This is a genomic window from Alkalicoccus daliensis, from assembly GCF_900103955.1.
In the GTDB taxonomy this organism is placed as follows: Bacteria; Bacillota; Bacilli; order Bacillales; family Salisediminibacteriaceae; genus Alkalicoccus; species Alkalicoccus daliensis.
This window is the reverse complement of the sequence record NZ_FNIL01000002.1, coordinates 196,784-218,814: the sequence shown is the minus strand read 5'-3', so window position 1 is coordinate 218,814 and position 22,031 is coordinate 196,784. Positions and strand designations below refer to the sequence as shown.

Sequence of the window (22,031 nt, the reverse complement as noted above, 5' to 3'; positions counted from 1 at the left end):
TTTACGTATTTAGCATTGCTCTCTGCTGCGATGGGAAAAACCTCCTTTCAAGAAACAGATTGTAAGGATAGATTCACCTTTTTCTCCGCAGTTAAACTTTTTCGAGAAAAATATTACTGTGCAAAGGTTCCTTTTCTTTTTACCGTCCCCTGCTGCAGCCACTCGCCTTTTGCAAGAATATCTGTGATTTTCAAGTCTTCTTTCTTCAATAAAAGTAAGTCTGCATCTTTCCCTGGAGCAATTGTTCCTTTATTACGCAGCTTTAAGTGACGCGCAGGATTCTCACTTGCTGTTTTCCACACTTGGGAGAGCGGCAGCTTTTCTGTGAATATGGCATCGCGCAGCTCCTCCAGTAAGGAAGAGACTCTGCCAATACCGAGTCCTGTGAAATTTCCGTCCGCATCAAACTGCGGCAGACTTCCCTGTCCATCTGAAGTAAATGTAATCTGGCTGTCCGGCACCCCCGCCTCCAGCATTTTTTTCAACACACGGCTGCACTTTAATACCGGATCACCGGAAGCAATACTCGTCGTTAAATCCACCGTGCCTCCTCGTTTTGCGAAAGCGATCCCTGCTTCGAGAAGTTTTTCGTTGCGATTGATATGCGTCGGCCAGAACTGGGAAATCGGAATGTCAGTTGTATCCACTACTGCTTCTATCGAAGAAAGCAAATCACTGCCGTCCCCTGTGTGAATATTGACCACTCCTCCTTTTCCTGCCAGCAGTCCCCCGATTCTCGCTTCGCTTGCAAGTCTGGCAAGCTCCTGCACTGTCGGCTGAGAGGACCGGTGATCTGCGACCGCAATTTCACCTGCTCCGATAATTTCCTGTACCATCATTATGTCTTTTTGAAGCGATCCTGTCAGTGTGGTGACCGGCACGTAATAATTCCCGCTCAGGCAGCAGCAGGTAATTCCTTCTTCTGTAAGTCCCTTTGCTTTTGCCACAAGCTCCGCCATCGTTCTCGAAATTCCGTCTGTTCCGATCACGCCGATGACTGTAGTAACTCCTCCGGCGATACAGTCAGAAAGCTGCAGCTCGGGCGTTCTTGTGGAAAATCCTCCCTCTCCACCGCCTCCGGAAATATGTACATGTCCATCAATCAGCCCCGGTACGAGCAGCTTTCCCTTTCCTTCCATGACTTCCATTTCTGCCGTTGCTTCTATCTGCGGCTTTACCGCAATAATTTTTCCGCCTCCGAGCAGCACATCATTTTTCCCAAGCGCTTCTGGTGTAAAAACCTCTGCGTTTTTAATTAATGTCAGCATACTTTTCCTCCTTCAAAAAACATTTTCTCTTTCTTTATTATAATTTTTTTCAAAAGCATCTAACAAATTTATTTTAAAGGTCAAAATTGGTCAAATAATTATTGACCTTCTTTGACTAATGAATTATACTAAAGTTAATAAAAGGTCAAAGATGGTCAAACGATGCCATCCAAGATAGAAAAAAGGAGGAATTTCAATGAAATGTCAACATTGTCATCAAAGCGAAGCAACGATTTATTATCGCGTCAATGTTAATGGAGAAGAGCAGGCAGCCCAGCTCTGCAGCAGCTGCTATGAAAGCTTGGCAAAGCAGGCACAGCAGAACGGCAGGCAGTCTTTCTCCCAGCCGCAGCAAGGATCATTTTCTCAGGGAGCACCTGCACAGGAAAAAGAAGAAAGCATGCTGGAGACATTCGGCAGAGATTTAACTGCGCAGGCGAAAAAAGGCCTGATAGACCCGGTTATTGGCAGGGACGAGGAAATGGAGCAGGTAGCGGAAGTATTAAACCGCCGCAACAAGAATAACCCGGTGCTCATCGGAGAGCCGGGTGTCGGCAAGACAGCGATCGCAGAAGGCCTTGCGCTGAAAATCAATGAAGGAGATGTGCCGGAAAAGCTGAAGAACAAAAAGCTGATCTCTCTGGACGTCGCATCTATCCTCTCCGGCACCAGCTACCGCGGACAGTTTGAAGAAAAAATGAAGCAGATCGTCAAGGAGCTGGAAGATGATCCGGCCATCATCCTGTTTATCGATGAAATTCATCAGCTTGTCGGCGCTGGAAAAACAGAAGGCTCCACCGACGCGGGCAACATTCTAAAGCCGGCACTCGCAGCCGGCCAGATTCAGGTGATCGGCGCGACCACCTTCCAGGAATACCGCACCGTAGAAAAAGATGCAGCGCTGGAACGCCGTTTTGAACCGATTACCGTGAAAGAGCCAAAAGTGGAAGACATGATTGCAATCCTGAAAGGACTTGCGCCGAAATATGAGGCGTATCACGGCGTCCATTATTCTGAGGAAGTGCTGGAAGCATGTGCCCGCCTTTCCGACCGCTATATTCAGGACAGAAGAATGCCGGACAAAGCAATTGATTTAATGGACGTTTCCGGAGCGAAGCTGAATCTGCGGCACGGCACGAGCAGTAAAGATGAACTGGAGCGCCGGCTAAGAGAAATTGAAAAAGAAAAGCAGCAGGCAGCGGAAGCAGAGCAGTATGAAGAAGCAGCGAGACTGCGCCAGGAAGAACTGCAGCTGCAGGATAAGCTGCACAGCAGCGAAAATAAAACTGTACCGGAAGTGAAAATTAGCGACCTCCAGCAGATTATCGAGAAGAAAACAGGAATACCGGTGCAGAAGCTGGAAGCTTCGGAACAAAAAAAGCTGCAGCATTTAGAAGAACGGCTAGGATCCCGGGTCATCGGCCAGAAAGCAGCTGTCGAAGCAGTTGCCAAAGCAGTCCGCCGCGGGCGTGCAGGATTCCGCCGGGAAGGCCGGCCAATTGCCTCCTTTATGTTCCATGGACAAACGGGTGTCGGCAAAACAGAGCTGACCCGCATTCTTGCAGAAGAAATGTTCGGCAGCCGGGAAGCCATGCTCCGGCTTGATATGAGTGAGTATATGGAGAAACACACCGTTTCCAAACTGATCGGCTCTCCGCCGGGCTACGTCGGGCATGAAGAAGCCGGCCAGCTTACCGAGCAGGTCCGCCGCCGGCCGTATTCCATTATTCTTCTTGATGAAATGGAAAAAGCGCATCCGGACGTGCAGCATATGTTCCTGCAGGTGCTTGAAGACGGCAGGTTGACGGACAGCCACGGCCGCACCGTCAGCTTTAAGGATACGATCATCGTTATGACAACAAACGCCAATCCGCTCGACGCATACTTTAAGCCGGAATTTCTCAACCGCCTTGACCGCGTTGTCGGATTTGAAGCACTTGAGAAAGAAGACTTGAAGAAAATCGTTACGCTGATGCTGGAAGAAGTAAAGCAGCACAGCGAAGCGCAAAATGTAGCCATCACTTTTACCGAAGAAGCTGTTGAATGGCTTGCAGAGAACGGATACGATCCGAAATACGGTGCCCGTCCGCTGCGCAGAACGATTCAGGAGCATATTGAAGACAAAATTGTTGATGAAATGCTGGCGAGTGACCAGCTGACGAGTATGGAAGTTTTCGTAGAAGACGAGAAGATAGTATTAAAAGCTAAGTAGCAAAAACGCCTTTTCCAGAAATGGAAAAGGCGTTTTTTAATAAAAAATGTTACCACATCAGCACGGCAAAGACGAGCACCACCGCTCCGGTAATGGAGAGAATCATCGTTGCCAGCCGCCGGCGCGTCTGATAAATATAGTAAATTAAAAAATACATCCCGAGCATCAATGCCATAAACAAAATACCGTCAAAAAATGGAGTAATCACTGCCGGTCCGGGATCCTGACTGTAAATTCCGTAATTTACGATCATTGCCGCAGTCCAGCCGAGAAAAATCGTGATACCGATCCACATTACTAATCGATTCATGAAAATTATCCTTTCTATCTTTGTAATTAAGAAAAGAGTTTCTATAGGTTCTTTTCCACATTTTCGTGCCTTTTAATCATTCACCTGCTCAAAAAACTGTTCATACACGGCAGGCTCCTGGCCACCTTCCACACGTGCTTCTTCTTCTCCGTCTTCGAAATGAATCACGGTCGGGGTGCCTTCAATTGCGAAAGTGTTCCATCCCTGTTCAAATTCAAGAATATTGTATAATTCCAGATCTACACCCATTTCCTCTGCCATAGGAACGATAACAGGCGTAGTTTCATTACAGTATTGGCACTGGCCGCTGTAAAAATAAACAGTCGCATCTTCACCGGCTGCCAGACGCCGTTCCAGCTCATCAGGCAGAATGATATTTTCATAGTTTGGATCATCCAGCTGATCAATCGTTTCCTGTTCAAGTGTGTCCAGTCCAAACGGATTCCCCTCCGCCTGCTGCTGGTTCTGATAGTTTGTTACAAATATGAGCGCTGCAAATATAACAATAATCGCCCCGCCAATGATTAAAATCTTTTTCATCCCTCTATCTCCTTTTATCCACAATAATCACAAAAATAAGCAGCACAGAAATAATTGTAAAAGCAGTAAACGCTAGAAACGGTATCGTAATAAACCCAAATACATTTATGTACTGGGCATTACAAGGGACAATGCCGCAGGCCGTTCCAGCTTCCTGCAGTGCCGGCACCTTCTGAATCAAATAATGATACATTGAAAAACCAGCGCCGATGATAGAAAGCGGCAGCGCATAATACGCATGCTTCGCGTCTTTTTTCACAGTGGCAATTGCCAAAGTCAACGCAAGTGGATACATAAATATCCGTTGGACCCAGCAGAGTTCACAGGGCACAAACCCCATAATTTCCGAGAAATATAAAGATCCCAGTGTCGCTGCGAGCGCTGCTGCCCAGGCTCCCGCAAGCAGAGCTTCCAATTGTTTTTCCATTGACCTCTCCCCTATTCTAGTAAAACTATAGCGAATTCACTTTCTTTTGTAAAGGAAAGGATAAACGTCCTGTGTCAGAAAAAATGTTAGCTTTCTTTAGCTTCAGCAGGCGCAGTTCCGGTTCCTTCCATGTCTTTTAAAATGGCTCTGTTAAAGCAGGTGTTGATATAAGAAAGGTACGCCTGCGGCTCTTTTTTTCTTCGCTTGCCGCGGAGAAATCCTTCCGCTATCCCCTCGGAATAATCAGGGTTCCGCGCAGCCAATCCAACCGCCTTGCTTGGATTCAAGATCCCGGCTGGCTGCACACCTGTTTTACGAGTTCGTCTGTAGTTCGAGACGAACCTTTGATCTTCACGCTTTCTTTTCCCGCAGGCGTCTCGAAAAATCCCCTTGGCTTCTATATTCTTTAAAAAAGTATGAAAATTAATACTGCTGTGTAACGAAGGAGAGGACGCACGAGCGCAGCTGGAGAATCCATTTGGGCGGACGTTTTTTCCGTCAAAATTAGTCGAGAACAAGCCCTTGGGGAAGCCGCTCCGAAAGTGAAGCAGCAGTCTTACTTCTTTTTAGCGGAACTTTTATTTTCAAGGTAACTTTTAAAATGATAAAATGAAAGATGCCCTACTAAGGGGAAGCAACCTTTATAAAATCAATTTCATCCAATACATAAAATTTAAAGTGAGGAAAAACAAATGAACATACTGCTGGAACAATTAACGGAGAGAGATGCTGAAAAGCTGTTTGCATTTGAAGGGGACAACAGAAGTTTTTTTGAAAAAATGGTGCCGGGACGCGGAGAAAGCTATTATCAGTACGATGAGTTCCTTCTCAGACATCAGGCACTGCTGCTGGAGCAGGAAAAGAAAGAGGGCTATTATTATCTCGTAAAGAACCCACAAGGCACCATCCTCGGCCGGATGAATATCGGTGATGTGGACGCTTCACATCAATCAGGATTTCTCGGATATCGTATCGGTGAGTCTTTTGCAGGGAAAGGAATTGCTAAGAAATCCCTCGCCATACTTCTGCAGCTGATGCAGAAAGAGCCCATCCAGCAAATCGCTGCGAAAACTACCACCAACAATATTGCTTCTCAAAAAGTGCTTGAGAAAAACGGGTTTGAATGGATCTCTCAAGACAAAGAACATTTTGAAATGAACGGCGAGCTATGTCAATTTGTCCATTATCAGTGGACGAAACATTGTAATTGAAGCAAAAGTTCCACTGGTTATTTTCACGAAAAAAGCAGCTGTTTCCGCACAGCTGCTTTATTGCGTACTTTACACCCGGGCTTCAAAAGTAATGATTTCGCTGGTATTCGTTGGATATTGTCCATACTGGTAATCCGCTGAAATCGTAATGTCTTTAAAGCCATGCTGCAGAAGCAGCAGCCTGAATTCCTCTACCCCAAACCAGCGAAGCGGAAACAGCTCAAGCTCCGTTTCTAAAAGCGCTCCTTTTTTCCATTTTTCGTAACGGTGATGAGACAGGGAATACTGATGAACATAATCTACTTCCACCAGTTTTGTCTCCAGTGTAATCAATTCGTCGTTCGCTGTCTCCCATGACCGAGTAGATACTGTATGAAGAGAAACGTCTTTCTGCAGAAATATATCTATGAGCAGCCTGCCGTCCTTATTAAGGTGCTTCTGGAAGTTTTCCAGCGCCCGGACGGCATCTTCTCTTTGATGCAGGAGCAGAAAAGATCCTGTAGGAATAATAATTGCTTCATACCTTTTTTCCAGGGAGAAAGATTCCATCCTGCCAGTGAATAAATTTGTTTCCAGCCCCCGCTTCTCACAGTGATGCCGGCAGATATCCAGCATGTCGGTGGAAACGTCAAGACCATCTACATCAAAACCCTTTTCCAACAAGGGAATTAACAGCCGGCCGTTTCCTGCACCCGGTTCCAATACAGGTCCTTTACAGTCGGCCAGCCGTTCCTGGTAGTACTCCACATCTCCAAAAGATCTCCCTACATATTTATCCAGATCATAAACTTCCGCTGAAAGCTTACTATAATAACTCAGCAATGTATTCTCCCTTCTGCCTCCGCTGATTTAATTGACAAACAGCTGTGCAGACCGGGAAGCTTCCATATACTCTGCCAGCGAAGCCGCCGGGACGGGCCTGCTGTAAAGAAACCCCTGCATTTCGTCACACTGCTGCTCAAATAAAAATGGGAGCATGTTTTTTGTTTCCACACCTTCTGCAATGACGCGCATTTTCATATTATGTGCCAGCTGAATAATCGAAGTGACGATTGCCTGATCTTTTTTGTTCATGAGCACATCTTTAATAAAAGATTTATCGATTTTCAGTGTATCGACTGGGAACTGGCGCAGGTAGCTTAACGAACTGTAGCCCGTTCCAAAATCATCAATGGAAATGCGGATTCCTTCGGCTTTCAGCCTGCGCAGCGTATCCAGACTTTCTTCCTGATGATATAAAAGATCATTTTCTGTGATTTCCAGGTCCAGCAGCGACGGATCCAGCCCTGTCCGCTGCAGCACCTTTTTCACTTTATTGACAAAATCCGGCCGCTGGAACTGGAGTGGTGAAATATTCACACCGACGCGCAGCGCCTGTCCGTTATCTGCCCATGTTTTTGCTTCCCTGCACGCTTCCTCCAGCACCCAGTCCCCGATTTGAATAATCAGCCCTGACTTTTCAGCGATAGGAATAAACACATCCGGCGGCAGCGTTCCAAGCTCTTTATCATGCCAGCGCAGCAGTGCCTCCGCACCTACCACCTGCTGGTTTTTCAAATCGACCTGTGGCTGGTAAAAAAGCTCAAATGAACGCAGTTCCAGTGCATGCCGAAGCTTCTTTTCAATCAATAGCTTTTGATCATATTTCGTCGTCAGCTGCGGCGCATAGGATTTGTAGCTGTCCCGCCCCATTTCCTTTGCCGACTGCATTGCGGTCGTTGCCTGCTGTATCAGCTCAGCGGCAGTGGAAGCACCTCCCGGAAAACGGGAAATTCCGATACTGGCAGAAACTTTCAACTCTTTAGTTTGAATGGAAAAAGGCTTCGCAAATACTTTCATTACTCGTTGCGCAAAATTTGCTGCCGCTTCTTCATGATGAACACCCCTAAGCAGCACCGCAAATTCATCTCCCGCATAACGGTACACACGGAAATGCTTTGTTTCGAGTTTCTGCAGCGCTTTGGAAATGGATAAAATCAATGCATCGCCCGTAAAATGGCCAAGTGTATCATTATAATATTTAAATCTGTCCAGATTAATAAACAAAAGGGTAATCGCTTCTCTGCCAAAAACCGCGTTGTTTACCTCCCGCTGAAACTGCTTCCGGTTTTTCAGCTTTGTCAACGGATCTATTTTTGCAAGCTTTTCAAATTTATCTTCCGCTGCAATTAATGCACTTACGTCAAAGTGAAGCAGAAGATTTCCTTTTCGCTGATTGTCTTTAAATTCCAGCGGAGTGCTTTTTATCTCGAAATAAATTCTCGACCCATCTTTTCTTTTCGCAGTTCCCTTGTCCGGCAAATTAAAATGCTGGTATTCCCCGTCAAAAGGGGCAGAAGATCCCTGCGTGTTTATAATATCCCCGTAAAGTTTACCAACAAGATCCTGCCTGTCTGCCTTTAACTTACCGGCAAATTCCCTGCTTGCATGGACGATTATGCCGGTATCATCTACAACCGCTGCACAGGCAGCCTGATCCAGCAATTGAAGCATTCGCTGTAAGTCAGCTTCGTTCAATACAGGAAGGAGGTCAGCTAGTGTATTTCTCTCAACCTCCTGGCTGAGACTTTCATTATGTAAATCACTCACTTTGATCGCCCCGTTCCCTCATTCTTTATACACCCTTCTATCCTACCATATCTTTCGACTTACGGAAGGAAATATTTTCATAATTAATGTAAATTTTCTCCTTGTTTTTCTAAATCGTTGCATCCTTCTGTTTCACTTCAGGTTTATGAAAATAACCGGCTGGGAATGGAATTATATATACTAAAGGGGGTAGTCAATAATGGAATGGACGAATATTGCTGCTGCAGATATGAAAGAAATCGGCTTTGATGAAGAGTTGAAACAGTTACACATTCGTTATAACTCCGGTGCTTATGTGATTTACTATGAAGTGCAGGATCAACAGTACGTCGGTCTTTTGTCCAGTGATGATAAGACTGCTTACTTCGAGAATGAAATTAAACCGAAATTTCCTTACCGGGATCTTACAGAAGGAGAATCCAAATAAGGATCATTTTCATACGGAGATCCTTCGCCTATCATGACATATTGTCAGATAGGCTTTTCCTGTACCATGCCTCTTCTCCAGCTGTCACAGGACCTCACCGTAGATATCCAGCGAAACACCCTGAAATAAAAATTTATTTTTTTACAAGGGAGGAAATATGAATGATTATCGGTGTGCCCAGAGAAATTAAAAACAACGAAAACAGAGTTGCTTTAACCCCCGCAGGCGTCATGACACTCACTCAGGCAGGACACCAGGTGCTCATAGAAAATGGTGCCGGAATCGAAAGCGGTTTTTCTAACAGGGAATATGAAGAGGCAGGTGCTTTCCTGCGTGAAGACGCAGAAAACGTCTGGAAGGAAGCAGAGATGATTATGAAGGTGAAGGAACCGCTCGAGAAAGAATATAAATTCTTTCGGGAAGACCTGATTTTATTCACCTATCTCCATTTAGCAAATGTCCCCGAGCTTGCAGAAGCTCTGACAAAACATAAAGTGACGGCTATTGCTTATGAAACGGTGGAGGTAGATCATACACTTCCGTTGCTGACGCCGATGAGCGAGGTTGCCGGCCGGATGGCAGCACAGATCGGAGCACAGTTTTTAGAAAAATCACGCGGAGGCAGCGGCGTCCTGCTTTCGGGAATTCCCGGTGTGAGACGCGGGAAAGTAACAATTATCGGTGGGGGTGTCGTGGGCACAAACGCTGCAAAAATTGCCATTGGGCTCGGTGCGGACGTTACTATCATTGATCTGAATGCCGACCGCCTGCGGCAGCTGGATGATTTGTTCGGCGCGGAAATTAATACCCTGATGAGCAATCCGCTCAATATCGCTTTATCTGTGCAGGAATCTGACCTGCTGATCGGCGCAGTACTGATTCCGGGTGCGAAAGCGCCAAGGCTCGTCACAGAAGATATGGTAAAAACGATGCACCCAGGCTCTGTGATCGTGGATGTGGCAATTGATCAGGGGGGCATTGTAGAAACGATAGATCATATTACGACGCACGACGATCCCACGTATACGAAGCATGGCGTACTGCATTACGCTGTAGCAAATATGCCGGGGGCCGTGCCGAGAACGTCCACGACCGGCCTGACAAATGTAACTGTTTCCTATGCGCTGAAAATTGCCAATAAAGGATTACTTCCAGCACTGCAATCGTCCCCACCGCTCATGAAAGGTGTCAACACAGCTGCCGGGCATGTAACCTACGAAGCGGTCGCAAACGATCTCGGCTTCGACTATCTGCCTCCGGAAAAAGCATTGTCGATAAAATAACAGAAAGACAGCAGAAATCTGCTGTCTTTCTTTGTTTGTTGCACCATATTCAGCTTTTATTCTTCTAAAAATCCTTCTTCAAACACTTCCAGTAAATGCTCCAGCGTAATCGGATCACTGTAGGTGGAAGCCTCTGTATCAATTTCAATCACATTTCCATCGGCTACAGCAGGAATGTTGTTCCACGTGTCCGTTTCCATAAAGGAATTATCTCCCTGCTGCGATCTGCTGAGCACAATATAATCTCCTGCATATTCAGGAACTACTTCAGAAGACATCGTATGCACGCCTGCCTCCAGTGCATCTGCTTCTACTTTTTCCGGCATCTCCAGTTCCATCGCCTGATAAAGAATTTCTGTGCCTCTGGCATAGTTATTTCCGAAAACATACACTTCCTTGTCTCCGTTTTCAAACACCGACACAGTCACATCTTCCCCATGTTTTTCTTTAATCTCTTCGCCGCTTGCCTTTGCACGCGCTTCAAAATCCTCCACCCAGTCCTGTGCTTCCTCTTCTTTATTCAGCAGCTTCCCAATCTCCACCTGCTGGGAAAGATAATCAAGCTCGCCCCAGGTAAAAAGTACTGTCGGTGCAATTTCCTGCAGCTGCTCCACATTATTCATATGCGTACCGCCGATAATAAGATCCGGCTCCAATTCAATAATTTTCTCCAGGTTTTCTTCAGATACTTCCTCTACGTCTTCCAGCTTTTCTGTAAACAACGGATTCGCTTTTGTCCAGCTGTCCACGCCTACCACATTTCCATCCAGTGCCAGCACATTCGGTCCGTTCGTCAGCGTAATAATTCGCTCAGGATTTGCTGGCACTTCCACCGGACCGGCCTCTGACTCATATGTAATCGTTCCATCTTCCTCCGCTGCACTTGTCTCGGCATCTTCTCCGTCAGAGCAGGCAGTAAATAAAAATAACATAGATGTTGCGTACAGCATATTTTTCAATTTCATCTTCCTTCAGATCCCCTTTATGATAATTACTATCTATTTGCTGATATTGATAATGAGAATGATTATCAATATCACTTAATAAATAACATACCTTCTTATAAGTGATCTGTCAATTTTTTTTTAATGCGAAAGATAATCTGCGTGGCGATTCCTGTTCTCCGTGCAGTTCTTTCACTATAGAAATTTTCAGGTGATGATCGAAATTAAAAACTATACCCCCTAAAATATTTTATTTAAGCTGTCTATTTCTTTGTTCGCAGTGTATTATACCTTTAATAGGAAAAAAATGTATTTTTTAATTCACTTTAAGGAGTTGTACTATGACATTTATACCCGGTCTGGATCCATTCGTGGAACAGCTAATTGTTCTTCCATTTACTGCTGTCGGTTTAGGTATTGCAGCGTTGCTTGTGTTTAGAAAATTGATTTTTGGTCCCATTGTTACGCTGTTTCTGACGCTGCTTTACGAAATTATGTATCATTACACCTTTTATTCTGGAGCTGCAACAAATTATTCCTCCTGGAATTTAATTCTTCCTGCTGTTACTCTTCTAGTTTCCTGGCATATATTAATAACGATAAAGCAGGAAAAAGTTTTTTCTCAAAATAAAACAGAAACTAACTAAATTAATACTGTCCTACCTATAAGATAATCAGTGAAGGAGCTTTCAATGAAATTAACTGTAGAATTAACCAGATTCAAAGTAAAAAAAGATAAAACAAAACGCGTAGATGAATGGATTAAGTTTTTAAACGAACATATGGAAGAGGTACTTCTTACATTAGATGATGAAAAAATGTATGTGGAGACGATTTTCAGAGAGGATTTACATGGGGAAGAATTTATGTACTGGTACTCTGTGCAGGGTCACGGCGGACAAGAGGTAACTGACTCTACCCACTGGATTGATAAAAAGCATTTGGAGTTCTGGAAAGAATGCATTGATGAAACCTTTACACCGATAGATTTAACACCGGAAGTAATCATGATACCTGAAGAAATCCGAAGCAAAATGCTTTGATTTCAATCATATATTAAAAGTCACTATTGTATTCTTTGCATCACTGCCAGAAAGTAAAAGTCCTGAAAAAACCATATTATTCAGCTTTCATCAAAAAAATTAAGGGGGAATATTATGAGATTTCAACGATTTAACATAATACTGTGCGGATTATTTGTAACAGTCGGCTGCACAGCGAACGGAACAGGCATGCTCGATAATGAGTTCCCCCCATCGCTCACTGGAGAAGTTGTGATTAATGATACGGAATATGAAATGGAACCTGGCGGGTAGGAATGGGAAAGGCAGAAAGGTACGGAAACAGAAGTGGTCCAGACTGATCATGCCTCTCCCCTCCAGATCGCTGTGGAGCTCGAAGCAATTGCTGTTCAGCCAAATGAAACTATCAACATTCAGGTGGAAGAAAATCCTGATATAACTCTATACCTTTGGGACGAGAGCGGAACAAAAGAAAAAGTAGAACACCAGCATGCGCAATTTACTGCTCCTCCTGGTTTTGGTACTTATATTTATGAAGTGGTGGCGGATTGGGAAAACGGTACTAACTCCTACACATTTACTATAGAAATACAATAACGAGAAAACCAAGACAGCTGCAGTACGAAGCCAGCTGCGATTTTTACATCCCAGAAAACGGTGTTTGTTCCGCTTGGAGTTCACTACATGGAACCTTGCTTATTTCCTAAGGAAACTCCGCGGCAGGTAGAGAAGCCGCTGGCTCACCTTTTTGTTTTTCACAAAGCCTTAAAATAACCCACCACTAAATCAGACCAAAAAAATCTGTAATAATCAGCACTAGTAATAACAAAACTACAAATATCATTCGGCTTAGTGTCAGTTTATAGGCATTGGGGTTTTCCGCATACTTCTTCTCCATCACTGCCTGGACTCCTTCTGTTGCGACGATCGAAACAACCAGAATAAATATAAAATTAAAATACCAGATCTGCTCTGCAGGCTCTCTATGAATATTCGCAAAATGTCCTACTATTAAATAAAGGATGACGAAGCCTCTTACGGTCCAATCCGCCTTCTTATGCACATCATTCATATGTACATTCGTAAACGGCTTCTGCTTTTCCACTTTGAAAAATTTTCGCATGGCAGAATTAAAAGCCATTATCATCATGATCATTCCAGCCAGCAGCAGGATCAGTTCCACCCAGAATACAGGCTCAACTCCCATAATCATTCACCCCTCCCCTGCTTTCCTCCGATTATTATGTATCTTCTCTTCTTTAAATGCTAACATAATTTTCCACAACCGTTCCACCTTAAGAAATGAAAAAACACCGGCAAAGGATCAGTCCTCCGCCGGTGCTTTCCAGATGCAGCAACTTTTACAACCGCTGCTTCTGCTATATAAATCCCGTCCGAATATCGCCTATCATTACCACTTTCGTCCATTCATATAATAGCATAGCTATCTCCTCCTTTAATTTTACAGCATACGCCGGTGCTCTATGCTGCGGTCCTGTGCTTGTTTGAATGCTTTCTGCTTTTCCATCAATTGCTGTTCGCGCTTCAATTCCTTTGCAGAGAGTTTTCGTTTTTGAATAATAATAGAGAAAAAAAATAAATTCAGCTGCATCTTATATCCCTCCTGCGCCCGCTGTGCTTCTGCGCGGAAGGCTCGCTCTCTTTTTAGTTCCTCCTTTCTATGTGCCTGCCGAAGACCTGCCTTCTGCAGTCAAAAATAAAAAGCCGGAGTCCTTCCCGTGCAGCTCTTTGTCTCCAATCAGCCGGGCGACTGATGTTTCATCGACAAATACACTGGACACGGGGAATGGACTCCGGCCTTTATATTCTTCTGTAATGCTACAGAAGCAAGGAAACGTCGCCCATGAATGGAAATCTTGTACTTTGAGATACCGCAGTTAATGCCAACATGGGACAACGCTCCTTTCATTTAATATTTTGAATATTTCCAGTTTACGGGAAAAAGAAAATAATGTAAAGGATAATTTTGGATTTTATGGATAAACCAGATGGATTATCTCTAATAATACATACAAAAGCACCAGTTCTTTATTTATTTTTTTATGTAAAATCCCCTTATAAATATGAAAAAATTCACGATATAGGTTTTAAAACGAAAGATATCGTCTATATTATAAGTATAAAGTATCAAATTTATTGGGCGATTCGACTCTAGAAAAAGGCCAGGCTTTTGAAAGAAAGCTGCGCAAATGCAGGATCCTACGGTGTGTCTCTGCTATGGATGTCCTGCTGCCTAGCAGTCTAGACTGGGGAAGGAGCGAATCTGAATGAGGGAAAGGACAGTGGCAGAGTACCTGGATTGGGGCGGGCTGATTATTCAAGCAAAGAAACAGGGAATTTCTAAACAAGAAATACGTACTTATCTCCTTAAAAAAGGGAAGAACCCTATTTTCTTTACTGGAAAATGCATCCCATAGACGGAATTATGCAACATATATTTCTGAAAAACCTGAGCGTACCCCCGTTCAGGTTTTTCAGCACGTTAAAAGCGGCCTGGAAACATTTCTGTTTCCAGGCCGCTGATTGTTTTATTAAGTCAGTACAAATCCAAATACAAGCACTGCAAGCAGTGCAAGCGCAAATTGAATCCAGAAGTTCGTTTTTGCTGCGCCGGTTAATGTGCCTTTGCCCATACGTGTTGCAATCAGCTCCATTGTATAAATCAGCCAGATCGCCAGTGCCCCTTTTACCGCTGTTGCCCAGTAAAAATTCATAATCACCATACTGACTCCTGTAATAAGCAGCAGTATATAAAATAAGCGCAGCACCATATGCATGATTTTTGCTGGCTTTGCTTTCCCGGAACGATAAAATGTCGTAATTAATACGAATAAAATAACCGCTACAAGCCAAAATAGAGAATGTGAATGTAAAAATACACTATAGTTCAAAATGTGTCCCTCCCTTCTAAAAACAGTCGTACCTCGCATCATTATATCGGAAAAAGGTTTTCTGTGCAAAACTGTTTTAGAAAGGTGGTTTCTTTGTTCAGACCTGTCTATTTTTCTGTACATAACAATTCATATTCCATTTTCAGCGGCACCTGAGCTGCTTTTAAGATTTCACAGCTGCAGGGAAAGAATTAATTCCCACGGCTGCTAATAACTCCACATTTTGCTCCTAAACCACTGTTTCCATTACCAGGACTTTTTGTTGCGGGAGAAGCCTTGTAATAAATGCAGCAGCCCGTCAAACATGCGGAGCTGCTTTTTTTCCTGTATTTCTCTGATCTCTTCGGGAAGTTCCACTGCCGAATCGATCTGGTCTTTTATCGCAAGCTGGCTGTTAATGGATGGAGCGCCTTCTTCCTGCTGCACATAATGATAATTTCCGGACGCATCCTGCTCCCTTGCCTTTACGTTATCTGCTAAATATAAAAACAGCCATTCCTTCACCTGCTTTTTCAGCGGTGCTTCTAAAATAGGAAATAAGATTTCAATCCTCATTTCCATATTCCGCGTCATTAAATCTGCGGAAGAGAAAAATGTTTTTTCCTGCCCATGATGATAAAAGTAAAAAATACGGCTGTGTTCCAAAAATCTGCCCACAATGCTGATGACCCGGATGTTTTCACTTACTTCCGGAATTCCAGGACGCAGGCAGCAGATACCGCGTACAATTAAATCAATTTTCACCCCGGCTATCGAAGCTTCATAACATTTTTTTATGAGGACGTTATCAGAAAACGAATTAATTTTAATGATAATATGGCCATCACCGTGCTCTTTATGATAAGCAATTTCCCTGTCTATCAGCTGAATAAGATCTTTTCTGATATCCAGCGGCGCTACTGACAAATAATAATAATCGGGCTTGGAGCTGTAGCCGCTTAAATAATTAAAGAAGTTCGTTGCGTCAATGCCGATCTTTTTATTCGTCGTAATGATCGCCGTATCTGTGTACAGCTTCGCAGTAGCGTCATTGTAATTTCCTGTGCCGAGATGGACAAACCGTTCTATTTTTCCCTGTCTTTTACGCACCACAAGCGTAATTTTGCTGTGCGTTTTTACATGCGTCACGCCATAAATCACGTGGCATCCTTCTTTTTCCAGTTCCTTTGCCCAGCCGACATTGTTTTCTTCATCGAATCTTGCTTTCAGCTCCACAAGTACCGTTACCTGTTTCCCGTTCATCGCTGCCTGCTTCAATGCCTGAATGATTGAGGAATTTTTACTGACCCGGTATAAGGTCTGTTTAATTGCCAGCACAGAAGGATCCGCTGCAGCTTCGGCAATAAAGTCGACAACGGGAATAAACGAATCGTATGGATGGTACAGCAAAATATCTTTCTTCAGCGCTGTCGCAAATAATTCTTTGCCATGTTGTAGACCTGGGGGAATTCTCGCGGGAAGAGGTGCTTCTACGAGCGTTTCCACCTGTTTTTCCGCCCAGCTGTATAAAGAAAAGAGAAAGGTCATATCCAGCGGCCCCTGGAGAATAAACGTATCCCGTACGTGAATATTTAATCTCCGCTGCAGGTATTGGAGTACCTTTTTATCGTAATCCGGCCCTTCCACTTCTAATCTGATTTCTGCACCCCAGCGCCGCTTTTTAATTTCTTCTTCAATCACATTGAGCAGATCCGATGCCCCGTCTTCCTCTATCGTTAAATCTGCATTTCTCGTAATGCGGAATGGCGTCACGCTGACAAGCTCATGCCCTGGAAATAAATCAGCGGAGAAATAAGCAATGACATCTTCCAGCAGTACGAAAGTTCTTTCTGTCCCGTGTACTTTTACAAGACGATCCAGCACCCCAGGCACCTGCAGAATGGCAAATTTCCCTCCCAGCTGGCTGAGGGTTTCACTGGAACTGCGCCGCCCCTTTAAAATCACCGCTAAATTTAAACTTTTGCTTAACAGCTGGGGGAATGGGTGATAGCTGTCAATTGCACGGGGCGTCAGCACAGGATATATTTCTTCCGTAAAATACGTTTCCAGCCTGTTCCGCTGCGTGCTTTTTAAATCTTTCATTTTCGTTATGTGAATCTGTTTGTTTTTCAATGCAGGCAGAAGTTGATTCGTGTATGTATTGTACTGCTGCTGGATCAGCGTGTTTGTTTTTTCTGAGATTCTTCCCAGCTGCTGCTTTGGTGTTAATCCTGATTTATTATCCGGCTCTGTAAATCCTGCCTTCACCTGCTCTTTCAGTCCGGCAACGCGCACCATAAAAAATTCATCCAGATTGGCACTGAAAATCGCCAGAAATTTACACCTCTCCAGATGCAGGTTTCTTTCATCCATGGCCTCTTCCAATACCCTCTGGTTAAAAGCGAGCCAGCTGAGTTCACGGTTATTGTATAGTTTTGGGTGATCCAGTGATGGATGTGTCATAGATTTTCCTCCTTTTATTAATACTTACAGTAAAATCAATTTCATCAGTTGATGTCGCAGTATTATTTTCGAACACTGAAAACGGCTTCCTCTTCAGACGGATTCTTTCCATCGGGCTCAGCTTCCACTAATTTTTCCACCGCTATGCGCTGCCAAAATGAATTTTCAGGCTTCACTTTTCTCCATCCGAGTCGCCGTCTTACGTTTCGATCTCTGCCTTTTATACGAACGTCTTTATTGTTTCTTTAAAACAGCCATAAAATTGCATGATGAATTGGCTCAGCAAGTATATTTATGAATTTCTCCTGTAAAAAAACTATGTACATCTATTTTATAAGAAATTTATAAACCTTTTATAAATCTTTTGTAAAAGTTTTCTAAATTTTTTCCTGTTGTCTAATACTGAAAACCCTAAGACTGCTGATCGTTTTTTTCTGAAGCAATAAAAATAAGCAGAGGATTGTGTGCCTCTGCCGCATAAACAGTAAAGAAAGACTGGGGAAAAGTAACATTCCAGAATAGTGTTCGTGTATAGGTGATGCAGGCTGAAAAGTCTCCAGCAGCGCTTTTCTTGTCAGGCTGGCCGTTTTATTCTCCATTTCCTTACCTGTTCAAAACTTACGAGCAGCTGAGAAAAAATTTCCTCCCAGGATTGACTCAGAGCCGATTGTCTCGCTTCATCGCCCATCTGCGCTCTTAACTGTTTATTTTCAAGCAGCCTGCAAGTATTGGAAACGAAGCCGGTAACATCTCCCGGTGCTGACAGAAAACCGTTTTTCCCATGATCGACCAAATGTTTGACGCCTCCTGCATCGGCACCGAGAACCGGGAGTCCGGAAGAAAGTGCCTCCAACACAACGTTTCCAAAAGTTTCTGTCGAAGAGGGAAAGAGAAAGGCATCACTCGAAGCGTAAGCCTCTGCCAGGGCTTCTCCTTTTAAAAACCCGGTGAGTGTCACATTCGCTAGCTTTTCCTTGAAAATTCGGTCATACATCGGTCCGTCTCCTACTATTAAGAGATGTGTATCCTTCTTCAAGTTTTCCGGCAGGGATTGAAACGTCTTCAGCAGCGTATCAATATCTTTTTCAGGAGCCAGCCTTCCTGCATACAGCAGAATCGATTTCTCCTGAATATTGTAACGATTTCTCACTGCTTCCGAGCGTTTCCACGGGGCATAAAACTGGTGCTCCACGCCCCTTCCCCAAATGCCTATATCCTGATGCAGCTCCTCTTCCTCCAATGCAGCTTTTGTGCTGGGGGAGGGCACAAACACACGGTCGAAAGGAAAGTGAAACCACTTCATATACCGCCATAACAGCTGCTTTAAGAAAGGAACATGATAGTATTTTAAATATTGGTCAAAATGGGTGTGGTAGGAAGCAACCATCGGAATCTCGTGTTTTTTACCATAATACATTCCGTAAAGTCCAAGATTAAAAGGAGTGGCCACGTGGATAAGATCCGGCTGGAATTTATCGAGGGAGTGTTTCATATGAAGCAGGTTTGGAAGGGCAATTCTGCATTCAGGATACAACAGAAATGGAATACTTGTAAATCGTTCTACATTGGGAAAGTCTGACGTTCCCTGCTGATTCGCAGGCACGTAAATCCGATACTCGACATCTTGATTTTTTAAATAATCTGTATATCTTTTCAAGGTTTTCGCCACACCGTTCACATCGGGATCATAAGTATCTGAGAAAATCGCTATCCGCATTCTTTTTCCTCCTCACATATCATCGCTACTGCTTTCACTACCAATGTAGCAGATGAATGTAAAAGGAAAATGGATTTCATGTAAAAATTACAGGAGAAACTAAACATCCCCTTAACGTTCCCTTAATATCTGCCGGTTATAATGAAATTATGAATCCAGGAAAGATAAAGGAGGCGGAACGATGGAACGCTTTGTTGACTGGGTAGTGAAATACGATCTGCAGATATTTCATACGTGCCACCAGCAGTTCAGATGCAGGCTGTTCGATCATGCGTTACCGAAAATCACTCATTTAGGCGGTGCTGTCTTTACTATTTCCATGCTCGGTTTTTTATTTCTGTATCCAAACAGCTTAGAAGCACGGTGGATATTAAGTGCGCTGTTTTCTCTGGTTTTCAGCCACCTGATTGTGCATGTAATTAAAAAAAGATTCTCAAGACCAAGACCCTATGAGCGTCTGCAAAACGTGACGCTGTCTTCCAAAGCACTCAAGGATTTTTCTTTTCCTTCCGGACATTCTACAGCAGCCTTCTCCCTGGCAGTGATGTTTTCCATCTACCTTCCTCTACTGGCTTTCCTGCTTCTTCCGGCAGCAGCAACCGTTGCCTTTTCCCGAATGTATCTCGGTCTGCATTATCCGACAGACTGCCTGATCGGTGCGGTTATCGGCAGTGCCAGCTCCTGTATTATCGCCGTACTGGCAGCAGGTTTTTTCTAATTTTCATATTACACCTGTCCGAAAGCATGCTCCAGCTCCTTCCCCTCTCCAAGAAACTGCAGAATTTTTTCAAATACTTCTTTTGGACGTTCTTCTGTGATCAGGTGTCCTGCCTGCTGAAAAGTAATAAATTCTGCACCCGGCAGATCCTTTGCAAGCCTTCTTCCCACCTGCGGACGCACTACTTTATCTTCTTCTCCCCATATCAATAAGGAGGGCGTATGAATTTGCTGCAGCTGTTCGGAAGACAGATCCCCTTCGCGGTAGCGCAGTAATCTGACAAGCGCTTTATACATGTTCCTGTCTTTCAGCGGCTCGCCGAATTGATGAATTAAGTCCGTAGTGACGTTGGACGAGTCGAACAAAACGTTTTCCAGGGCACTTTTCACGCCTCTTTTTTGAATGTAATAGTATATATATTTATCAAAAAACGGCAGATACGTGCTTAATACCATATATTTTTTCGCTTTGTTTAAATAACCCGAGCTTCCAAGCAGCACCAGCTTTTCTATTCTGTCAGGCGCAAGTCTGGCTGCGTTCAAGGCAATCTGTCCTCCCATGGAATGACCAATAAGAGACACTTTATCAAATTGAAAATAATCCATGGCTTTTAAAACGATCCGTGCGTAGTTCTCATAAGAATAAATGAAGGAAACAGATTTTTCACTCTGCCCGAATCCAGGAAGATCAATTGCCACGACGGAAAAATGTTCTGCCAGCATCGGAATAACTTTGCGAAAGGTAAAGGTGGAGGACATAAAACCGTGCACGAGTAATAAAGCCGGTTTCTCATTTACCGCTGCTTCACAATGGATCTCCACCTGATCTATTATTATTTTCTTGTGTATTATTTCTGTTCCTGCTGTCATCTTCTACCGACTCCTATAAATTTGTTCCGTATATTATAAAATGCTCAGAATACTAATTCCACTACCCGTTTTACACTGAATTTATGCTAAGCACAAGCTGCCTGCCGGACTTCCCCTGAACGTTTATCTTTCAGCATACCATAAATTTAAAACGCAGCAAAAACCCCAGAGAACAGGCGAAAGTCCGCAGGGGTTTTTGCTGCTGAAAAGAAAGCCCTATCAAGCTTAATCTTTCTGCTCTCTCAGTTAAAGATTCTTATTAAAACCAATAAAAAAACCAGGCCGCAATGACCTGGAATAAGGGGATATGCAATGAAAGAAGGGGGGTCCCATTACATAATTTTATTTTACACCCTGTTTATGAAGCAGATATTAGGGTTGTGTAAAGATCACATAAAGTTTATGAAAATTATTACCTGGCGATGGAAGAGGTCTGGGAACGCATCATATAACCTACGCCTCTGACTGTCTTAATATAATTCGGATGCTGCTTATTCGGTTCAATCTTCTGCCGAATTCTGCTGACAAATACATCAATAATCCGTTTATCCATTCCCTGTTCTTCTGTGGAGATGGCTTCAAGCAGCTCTTCTCTTGAAAAAGACTGGTCCAGATGATTCGCAAAAAACACAAGCAGTTCAAATTCCTTTCTGGTGACATCAATCCATTCTCCTCGAAAAGATACCGCAAACTGCTCACTGTTTATTTTCAGTTCACCATTTCTTAAAATACCTGGCTCAGTGCGTTCCACTTCCGTACCGCAGCAGAGACTTCCCCGCCGGAGAACTGCTTTCATACGGGCGACCAGCTCCTTTAAGCGGAGCGGTTTTGTTACATAGTCATCCGCACCAAGTTCCAGACTGAGGACACAGTCTATTTCATTGGCTGCTTCCGTCACCATCACCAGCGGGGTCCAATTTTTCGCCTGACGTATGGCGCGGCAGAGATCCAGACCGCTTCCATCCTTTAATTCCGAACCAATGACAACACCTGCCGGTTTCATCTGCTGGATCATATTCATTGCTTCTTCCTGCAGGCTCGTTTTCCAGCTTCGGAAACCAGCCTGCTGAAACGCATGTTCAATTTCCTTTTGCAGTGATGCTTCTTTTTCCACGATTAAAATGGTCTGTTCACTCATTG

At 43.9% G+C, this 22,031-nt stretch carries 25 protein-coding genes and 1 riboswitch; of the genes, 9 read left to right on the top strand and 16 right to left on the bottom strand.

Annotated features, from left to right (window positions below):
- Window positions 1–113: 113 nt before the first annotated feature.
- Window positions 114–1,268, bottom strand: coding sequence for a beta-aspartyl-peptidase (gene iadA / locus BLP92_RS05660; protein ID WP_090841462.1), 1,155 nt, complete (start codon window positions 1,266–1,268; stop codon window positions 114–116).
- Between the two features lie 196 nt (window positions 1,269–1,464).
- On the opposite strand from iadA, the gene BLP92_RS05655 reads away from it, so the two are divergent.
- On the top strand, window positions 1,465–3,480 hold the full coding sequence (locus BLP92_RS05655) for an ATP-dependent Clp protease ATP-binding subunit (protein ID WP_090841460.1): 2,016 nt from the start codon (window positions 1,465–1,467) through the stop codon (window positions 3,478–3,480).
- A gap of 49 nt (window positions 3,481–3,529) precedes the next feature.
- Here the strand turns inward: BLP92_RS05655 and BLP92_RS05650 are convergent, their stop codons facing one another.
- The 4 genes from BLP92_RS05650 to BLP92_RS17955 all read right to left on the bottom strand — a co-directional run bounded on the left by BLP92_RS05650 (window position 3,530) and on the right by BLP92_RS17955 (window position 5,020).
- Window positions 3,530–3,790, bottom strand: a complete 261-nt coding sequence (locus BLP92_RS05650; RefSeq protein WP_090841459.1) for a hypothetical protein — start codon at window positions 3,788–3,790, stop codon at window positions 3,530–3,532.
- A 72-nt stretch (window positions 3,791–3,862) separates the two neighbouring features.
- Entirely contained in the window at window positions 3,863–4,330 is a 468-nt protein-coding gene (locus BLP92_RS05645) for a thioredoxin family protein (protein ID WP_090841457.1), read from the bottom strand.
- A gap of 4 nt (window positions 4,331–4,334) precedes the next feature.
- Window positions 4,335–4,757: a disulfide oxidoreductase gene (locus tag BLP92_RS05640; RefSeq protein ID WP_090841455.1), complete on the bottom strand. Its 423-nt coding sequence runs from the start codon at window positions 4,755–4,757 to the stop codon at window positions 4,335–4,337.
- Window positions 4,758–4,843: 86 nt separating this feature from the next.
- The gene (locus BLP92_RS17955) at window positions 4,844–5,020 is read right to left on the bottom strand and encodes a hypothetical protein (protein WP_175444187.1); all 177 of its coding nucleotides are present in this window, start codon (window positions 5,018–5,020) and stop codon (window positions 4,844–4,846) included.
- A gap of 429 nt (window positions 5,021–5,449) precedes the next feature.
- Between BLP92_RS17955 and BLP92_RS05635 the strand changes: the two genes are divergently transcribed.
- Window positions 5,450–5,968 carry a GNAT family N-acetyltransferase gene (locus BLP92_RS05635; RefSeq protein ID WP_090841454.1) on the top strand — a complete coding sequence of 173 codons (519 nt, stop codon included), beginning with the start codon at window positions 5,450–5,452 and terminating at the stop codon, window positions 5,966–5,968.
- Between the two features lie 69 nt (window positions 5,969–6,037).
- Here BLP92_RS05635 and BLP92_RS05630 read toward each other — a convergent pair whose 3' ends face one another.
- Together BLP92_RS05630 and BLP92_RS05625 are read right to left on the bottom strand one after the other, a co-directional pair.
- On the bottom strand, window positions 6,038–6,790 hold the full coding sequence (locus BLP92_RS05630; RefSeq protein ID WP_090841452.1) for a class I SAM-dependent methyltransferase: 753 nt from the start codon (window positions 6,788–6,790) through the stop codon (window positions 6,038–6,040).
- Window positions 6,791–6,817: 27 nt separating this feature from the next.
- Window positions 6,818–8,557, bottom strand: a complete 1,740-nt coding sequence (locus BLP92_RS05625; RefSeq protein ID WP_090841450.1) for an EAL domain-containing protein — start codon at window positions 8,555–8,557, stop codon at window positions 6,818–6,820.
- A 199-nt stretch (window positions 8,558–8,756) separates the two neighbouring features.
- Between BLP92_RS05625 and BLP92_RS05620 the strand changes: the two genes are divergently transcribed.
- Complete coding sequence (locus tag BLP92_RS05620; protein WP_090841448.1) at window positions 8,757–8,984, top strand: KTSC domain-containing protein; 228 nt, start codon at window positions 8,757–8,759, stop codon at window positions 8,982–8,984.
- A 161-nt stretch (window positions 8,985–9,145) separates the two neighbouring features.
- Window positions 9,146–10,267: an alanine dehydrogenase gene (ald, locus tag BLP92_RS05615; RefSeq protein ID WP_090841446.1), complete on the top strand. Its 1,122-nt coding sequence runs from the start codon at window positions 9,146–9,148 to the stop codon at window positions 10,265–10,267.
- A gap of 56 nt (window positions 10,268–10,323) precedes the next feature.
- Here ald and BLP92_RS05610 read toward each other — a convergent pair whose 3' ends face one another.
- Complete coding sequence (locus tag BLP92_RS05610) at window positions 10,324–11,232, bottom strand: iron-hydroxamate ABC transporter substrate-binding protein (RefSeq protein ID WP_090841444.1); 909 nt, start codon at window positions 11,230–11,232, stop codon at window positions 10,324–10,326.
- Window positions 11,233–11,552: 320 nt separating this feature from the next.
- Here BLP92_RS05610 and BLP92_RS05605 point away from each other — a divergent pair, with 320 nt between their 5' ends.
- The 4 genes from BLP92_RS05605 to BLP92_RS05595 all read left to right on the top strand — a co-directional run bounded on the left by BLP92_RS05605 (window position 11,553) and on the right by BLP92_RS05595 (window position 12,830).
- The gene (locus tag BLP92_RS05605) at window positions 11,553–11,858 is read left to right on the top strand and encodes a hypothetical protein (protein WP_090841442.1); all 306 of its coding nucleotides are present in this window, start codon (window positions 11,553–11,555) and stop codon (window positions 11,856–11,858) included.
- Between the two features lie 45 nt (window positions 11,859–11,903).
- Complete coding sequence (locus BLP92_RS05600; RefSeq protein ID WP_090841440.1) at window positions 11,904–12,254, top strand: DUF6176 family protein; 351 nt, start codon at window positions 11,904–11,906, stop codon at window positions 12,252–12,254.
- A 114-nt stretch (window positions 12,255–12,368) separates the two neighbouring features.
- Complete coding sequence (locus BLP92_RS17950; RefSeq protein WP_175444186.1) at window positions 12,369–12,527, top strand: hypothetical protein; 159 nt, start codon at window positions 12,369–12,371, stop codon at window positions 12,525–12,527.
- Window positions 12,528–12,560: 33 nt separating this feature from the next.
- Window positions 12,561–12,830: a hypothetical protein gene (locus BLP92_RS05595; RefSeq protein ID WP_090841438.1), complete on the top strand. Its 270-nt coding sequence runs from the start codon at window positions 12,561–12,563 to the stop codon at window positions 12,828–12,830.
- Between the two features lie 184 nt (window positions 12,831–13,014).
- On the opposite strand, the gene BLP92_RS05590 is transcribed toward BLP92_RS05595, so the two are convergent.
- The 6 genes from BLP92_RS05590 to BLP92_RS05560 form a co-directional block, all read right to left on the bottom strand.
- Window positions 13,015–13,446 (bottom strand): DUF4181 domain-containing protein, encoded by a 432-nt coding sequence (locus BLP92_RS05590; protein WP_090841436.1) that lies wholly within the window; start codon window positions 13,444–13,446, stop codon window positions 13,015–13,017.
- Between the two features lie 249 nt (window positions 13,447–13,695).
- Window positions 13,696–13,845, bottom strand: coding sequence for a YrzI family small protein (locus BLP92_RS05585; RefSeq protein ID WP_090841434.1), 150 nt, complete (start codon window positions 13,843–13,845; stop codon window positions 13,696–13,698).
- A gap of 67 nt (window positions 13,846–13,912) precedes the next feature.
- On the bottom strand, window positions 13,913–14,035 hold the full coding sequence (locus BLP92_RS18250) for a hypothetical protein (RefSeq protein ID WP_280138083.1): 123 nt from the start codon (window positions 14,033–14,035) through the stop codon (window positions 13,913–13,915).
- A 369-nt stretch (window positions 14,036–14,404) separates the two neighbouring features.
- Window positions 14,405–14,491, top strand: a riboswitch (cyclic di-GMP riboswitch).
- A gap of 294 nt (window positions 14,492–14,785) precedes the next feature.
- On the bottom strand, window positions 14,786–15,145 hold the full coding sequence (locus tag BLP92_RS05575) for a DUF1516 family protein (RefSeq protein ID WP_244516668.1): 360 nt from the start codon (window positions 15,143–15,145) through the stop codon (window positions 14,786–14,788).
- Between the two features lie 246 nt (window positions 15,146–15,391).
- On the bottom strand, window positions 15,392–17,587 hold the full coding sequence (locus BLP92_RS05570) for an RNA degradosome polyphosphate kinase (protein ID WP_090841431.1): 2,196 nt from the start codon (window positions 17,585–17,587) through the stop codon (window positions 15,392–15,394).
- A 574-nt stretch (window positions 17,588–18,161) separates the two neighbouring features.
- On the bottom strand, window positions 18,162–19,304 hold the full coding sequence (locus BLP92_RS05560; RefSeq protein WP_090841428.1) for a glycosyltransferase family 4 protein: 1,143 nt from the start codon (window positions 19,302–19,304) through the stop codon (window positions 18,162–18,164).
- A gap of 181 nt (window positions 19,305–19,485) precedes the next feature.
- On the opposite strand from BLP92_RS05560, the gene BLP92_RS05555 reads away from it, so the two are divergent.
- A complete protein-coding gene (locus BLP92_RS05555; RefSeq protein WP_090841426.1) occupies window positions 19,486–20,022 on the top strand; it encodes a phosphatase PAP2 family protein in 537 nt (178 codons plus the stop codon).
- A gap of 8 nt (window positions 20,023–20,030) precedes the next feature.
- Here the strand turns inward: BLP92_RS05555 and BLP92_RS05550 are convergent, their stop codons facing one another.
- Both BLP92_RS05550 and BLP92_RS05545 read right to left on the bottom strand, forming a co-directional pair.
- Window positions 20,031–20,891 (bottom strand): alpha/beta fold hydrolase, encoded by an 861-nt coding sequence (locus tag BLP92_RS05550; RefSeq protein WP_090841424.1) that lies wholly within the window; start codon window positions 20,889–20,891, stop codon window positions 20,031–20,033.
- Window positions 20,892–21,303: 412 nt separating this feature from the next.
- On the bottom strand, window positions 21,304–22,029 hold the full coding sequence (locus BLP92_RS05545) for a response regulator transcription factor (RefSeq protein WP_090841422.1): 726 nt from the start codon (window positions 22,027–22,029) through the stop codon (window positions 21,304–21,306).
- Between the last annotated feature and the right edge of the window lie 2 nt (window positions 22,030–22,031).

Bases quoted from the DNA above. Each gene is read 5' to 3' on its own strand.
- iadA (WP_090841462.1), bottom strand. From the start codon at position 1,268: ATGCTGACATTAATTAAAAACGCAGAGGTTTTTACACCAGAAGCGCTT.
- BLP92_RS05655 (WP_090841460.1), top strand. From the start codon at position 1,465: ATGAAATGTCAACATTGTCATCAAAGCGAAGCAACGATTTATTATCGC.
- BLP92_RS05650 (WP_090841459.1), bottom strand. From the start codon at position 3,790: ATGAATCGATTAGTAATGTGGATCGGTATCACGATTTTTCTCGGCTGG.
- BLP92_RS05645 (WP_090841457.1), bottom strand. From the start codon at position 4,330: ATGAAAAAGATTTTAATCATTGGCGGGGCGATTATTGTTATATTTGCA.
- BLP92_RS05640 (WP_090841455.1), bottom strand. From the start codon at position 4,757: ATGGAAAAACAATTGGAAGCTCTGCTTGCGGGAGCCTGGGCAGCAGCG.
- BLP92_RS05635 (WP_090841454.1), top strand. From the start codon at position 5,450: ATGAACATACTGCTGGAACAATTAACGGAGAGAGATGCTGAAAAGCTG.
- BLP92_RS05620 (WP_090841448.1), top strand. From the start codon at position 8,757: ATGGAATGGACGAATATTGCTGCTGCAGATATGAAAGAAATCGGCTTT.
- ald (WP_090841446.1), top strand. From the start codon at position 9,146: ATGATTATCGGTGTGCCCAGAGAAATTAAAAACAACGAAAACAGAGTT.
- BLP92_RS05610 (WP_090841444.1), bottom strand. From the start codon at position 11,232: ATGAAATTGAAAAATATGCTGTACGCAACATCTATGTTATTTTTATTT.
- BLP92_RS05605 (WP_090841442.1), top strand. From the start codon at position 11,553: ATGACATTTATACCCGGTCTGGATCCATTCGTGGAACAGCTAATTGTT.
- BLP92_RS05600 (WP_090841440.1), top strand. From the start codon at position 11,904: ATGAAATTAACTGTAGAATTAACCAGATTCAAAGTAAAAAAAGATAAA.
- BLP92_RS17950 (WP_175444186.1), top strand. From the start codon at position 12,369: ATGAGATTTCAACGATTTAACATAATACTGTGCGGATTATTTGTAACA.
- BLP92_RS05590 (WP_090841436.1), bottom strand. From the start codon at position 13,446: ATGATTATGGGAGTTGAGCCTGTATTCTGGGTGGAACTGATCCTGCTG.
- BLP92_RS05585 (WP_090841434.1), bottom strand. From the start codon at position 13,845: ATGCAGCTGAATTTATTTTTTTTCTCTATTATTATTCAAAAACGAAAA.
- BLP92_RS05570 (WP_090841431.1), bottom strand. From the start codon at position 17,587: ATGACACATCCATCACTGGATCACCCAAAACTATACAATAACCGTGAA.
- BLP92_RS05560 (WP_090841428.1), bottom strand. From the start codon at position 19,304: ATGCGGATAGCGATTTTCTCAGATACTTATGATCCCGATGTGAACGGT.
- BLP92_RS05555 (WP_090841426.1), top strand. From the start codon at position 19,486: ATGGAACGCTTTGTTGACTGGGTAGTGAAATACGATCTGCAGATATTT.
- BLP92_RS05550 (WP_090841424.1), bottom strand. From the start codon at position 20,891: ATGACAGCAGGAACAGAAATAATACACAAGAAAATAATAATAGATCAG.
- BLP92_RS05545 (WP_090841422.1), bottom strand. From the start codon at position 22,029: ATGAGTGAACAGACCATTTTAATCGTGGAAAAAGAAGCATCACTGCAA.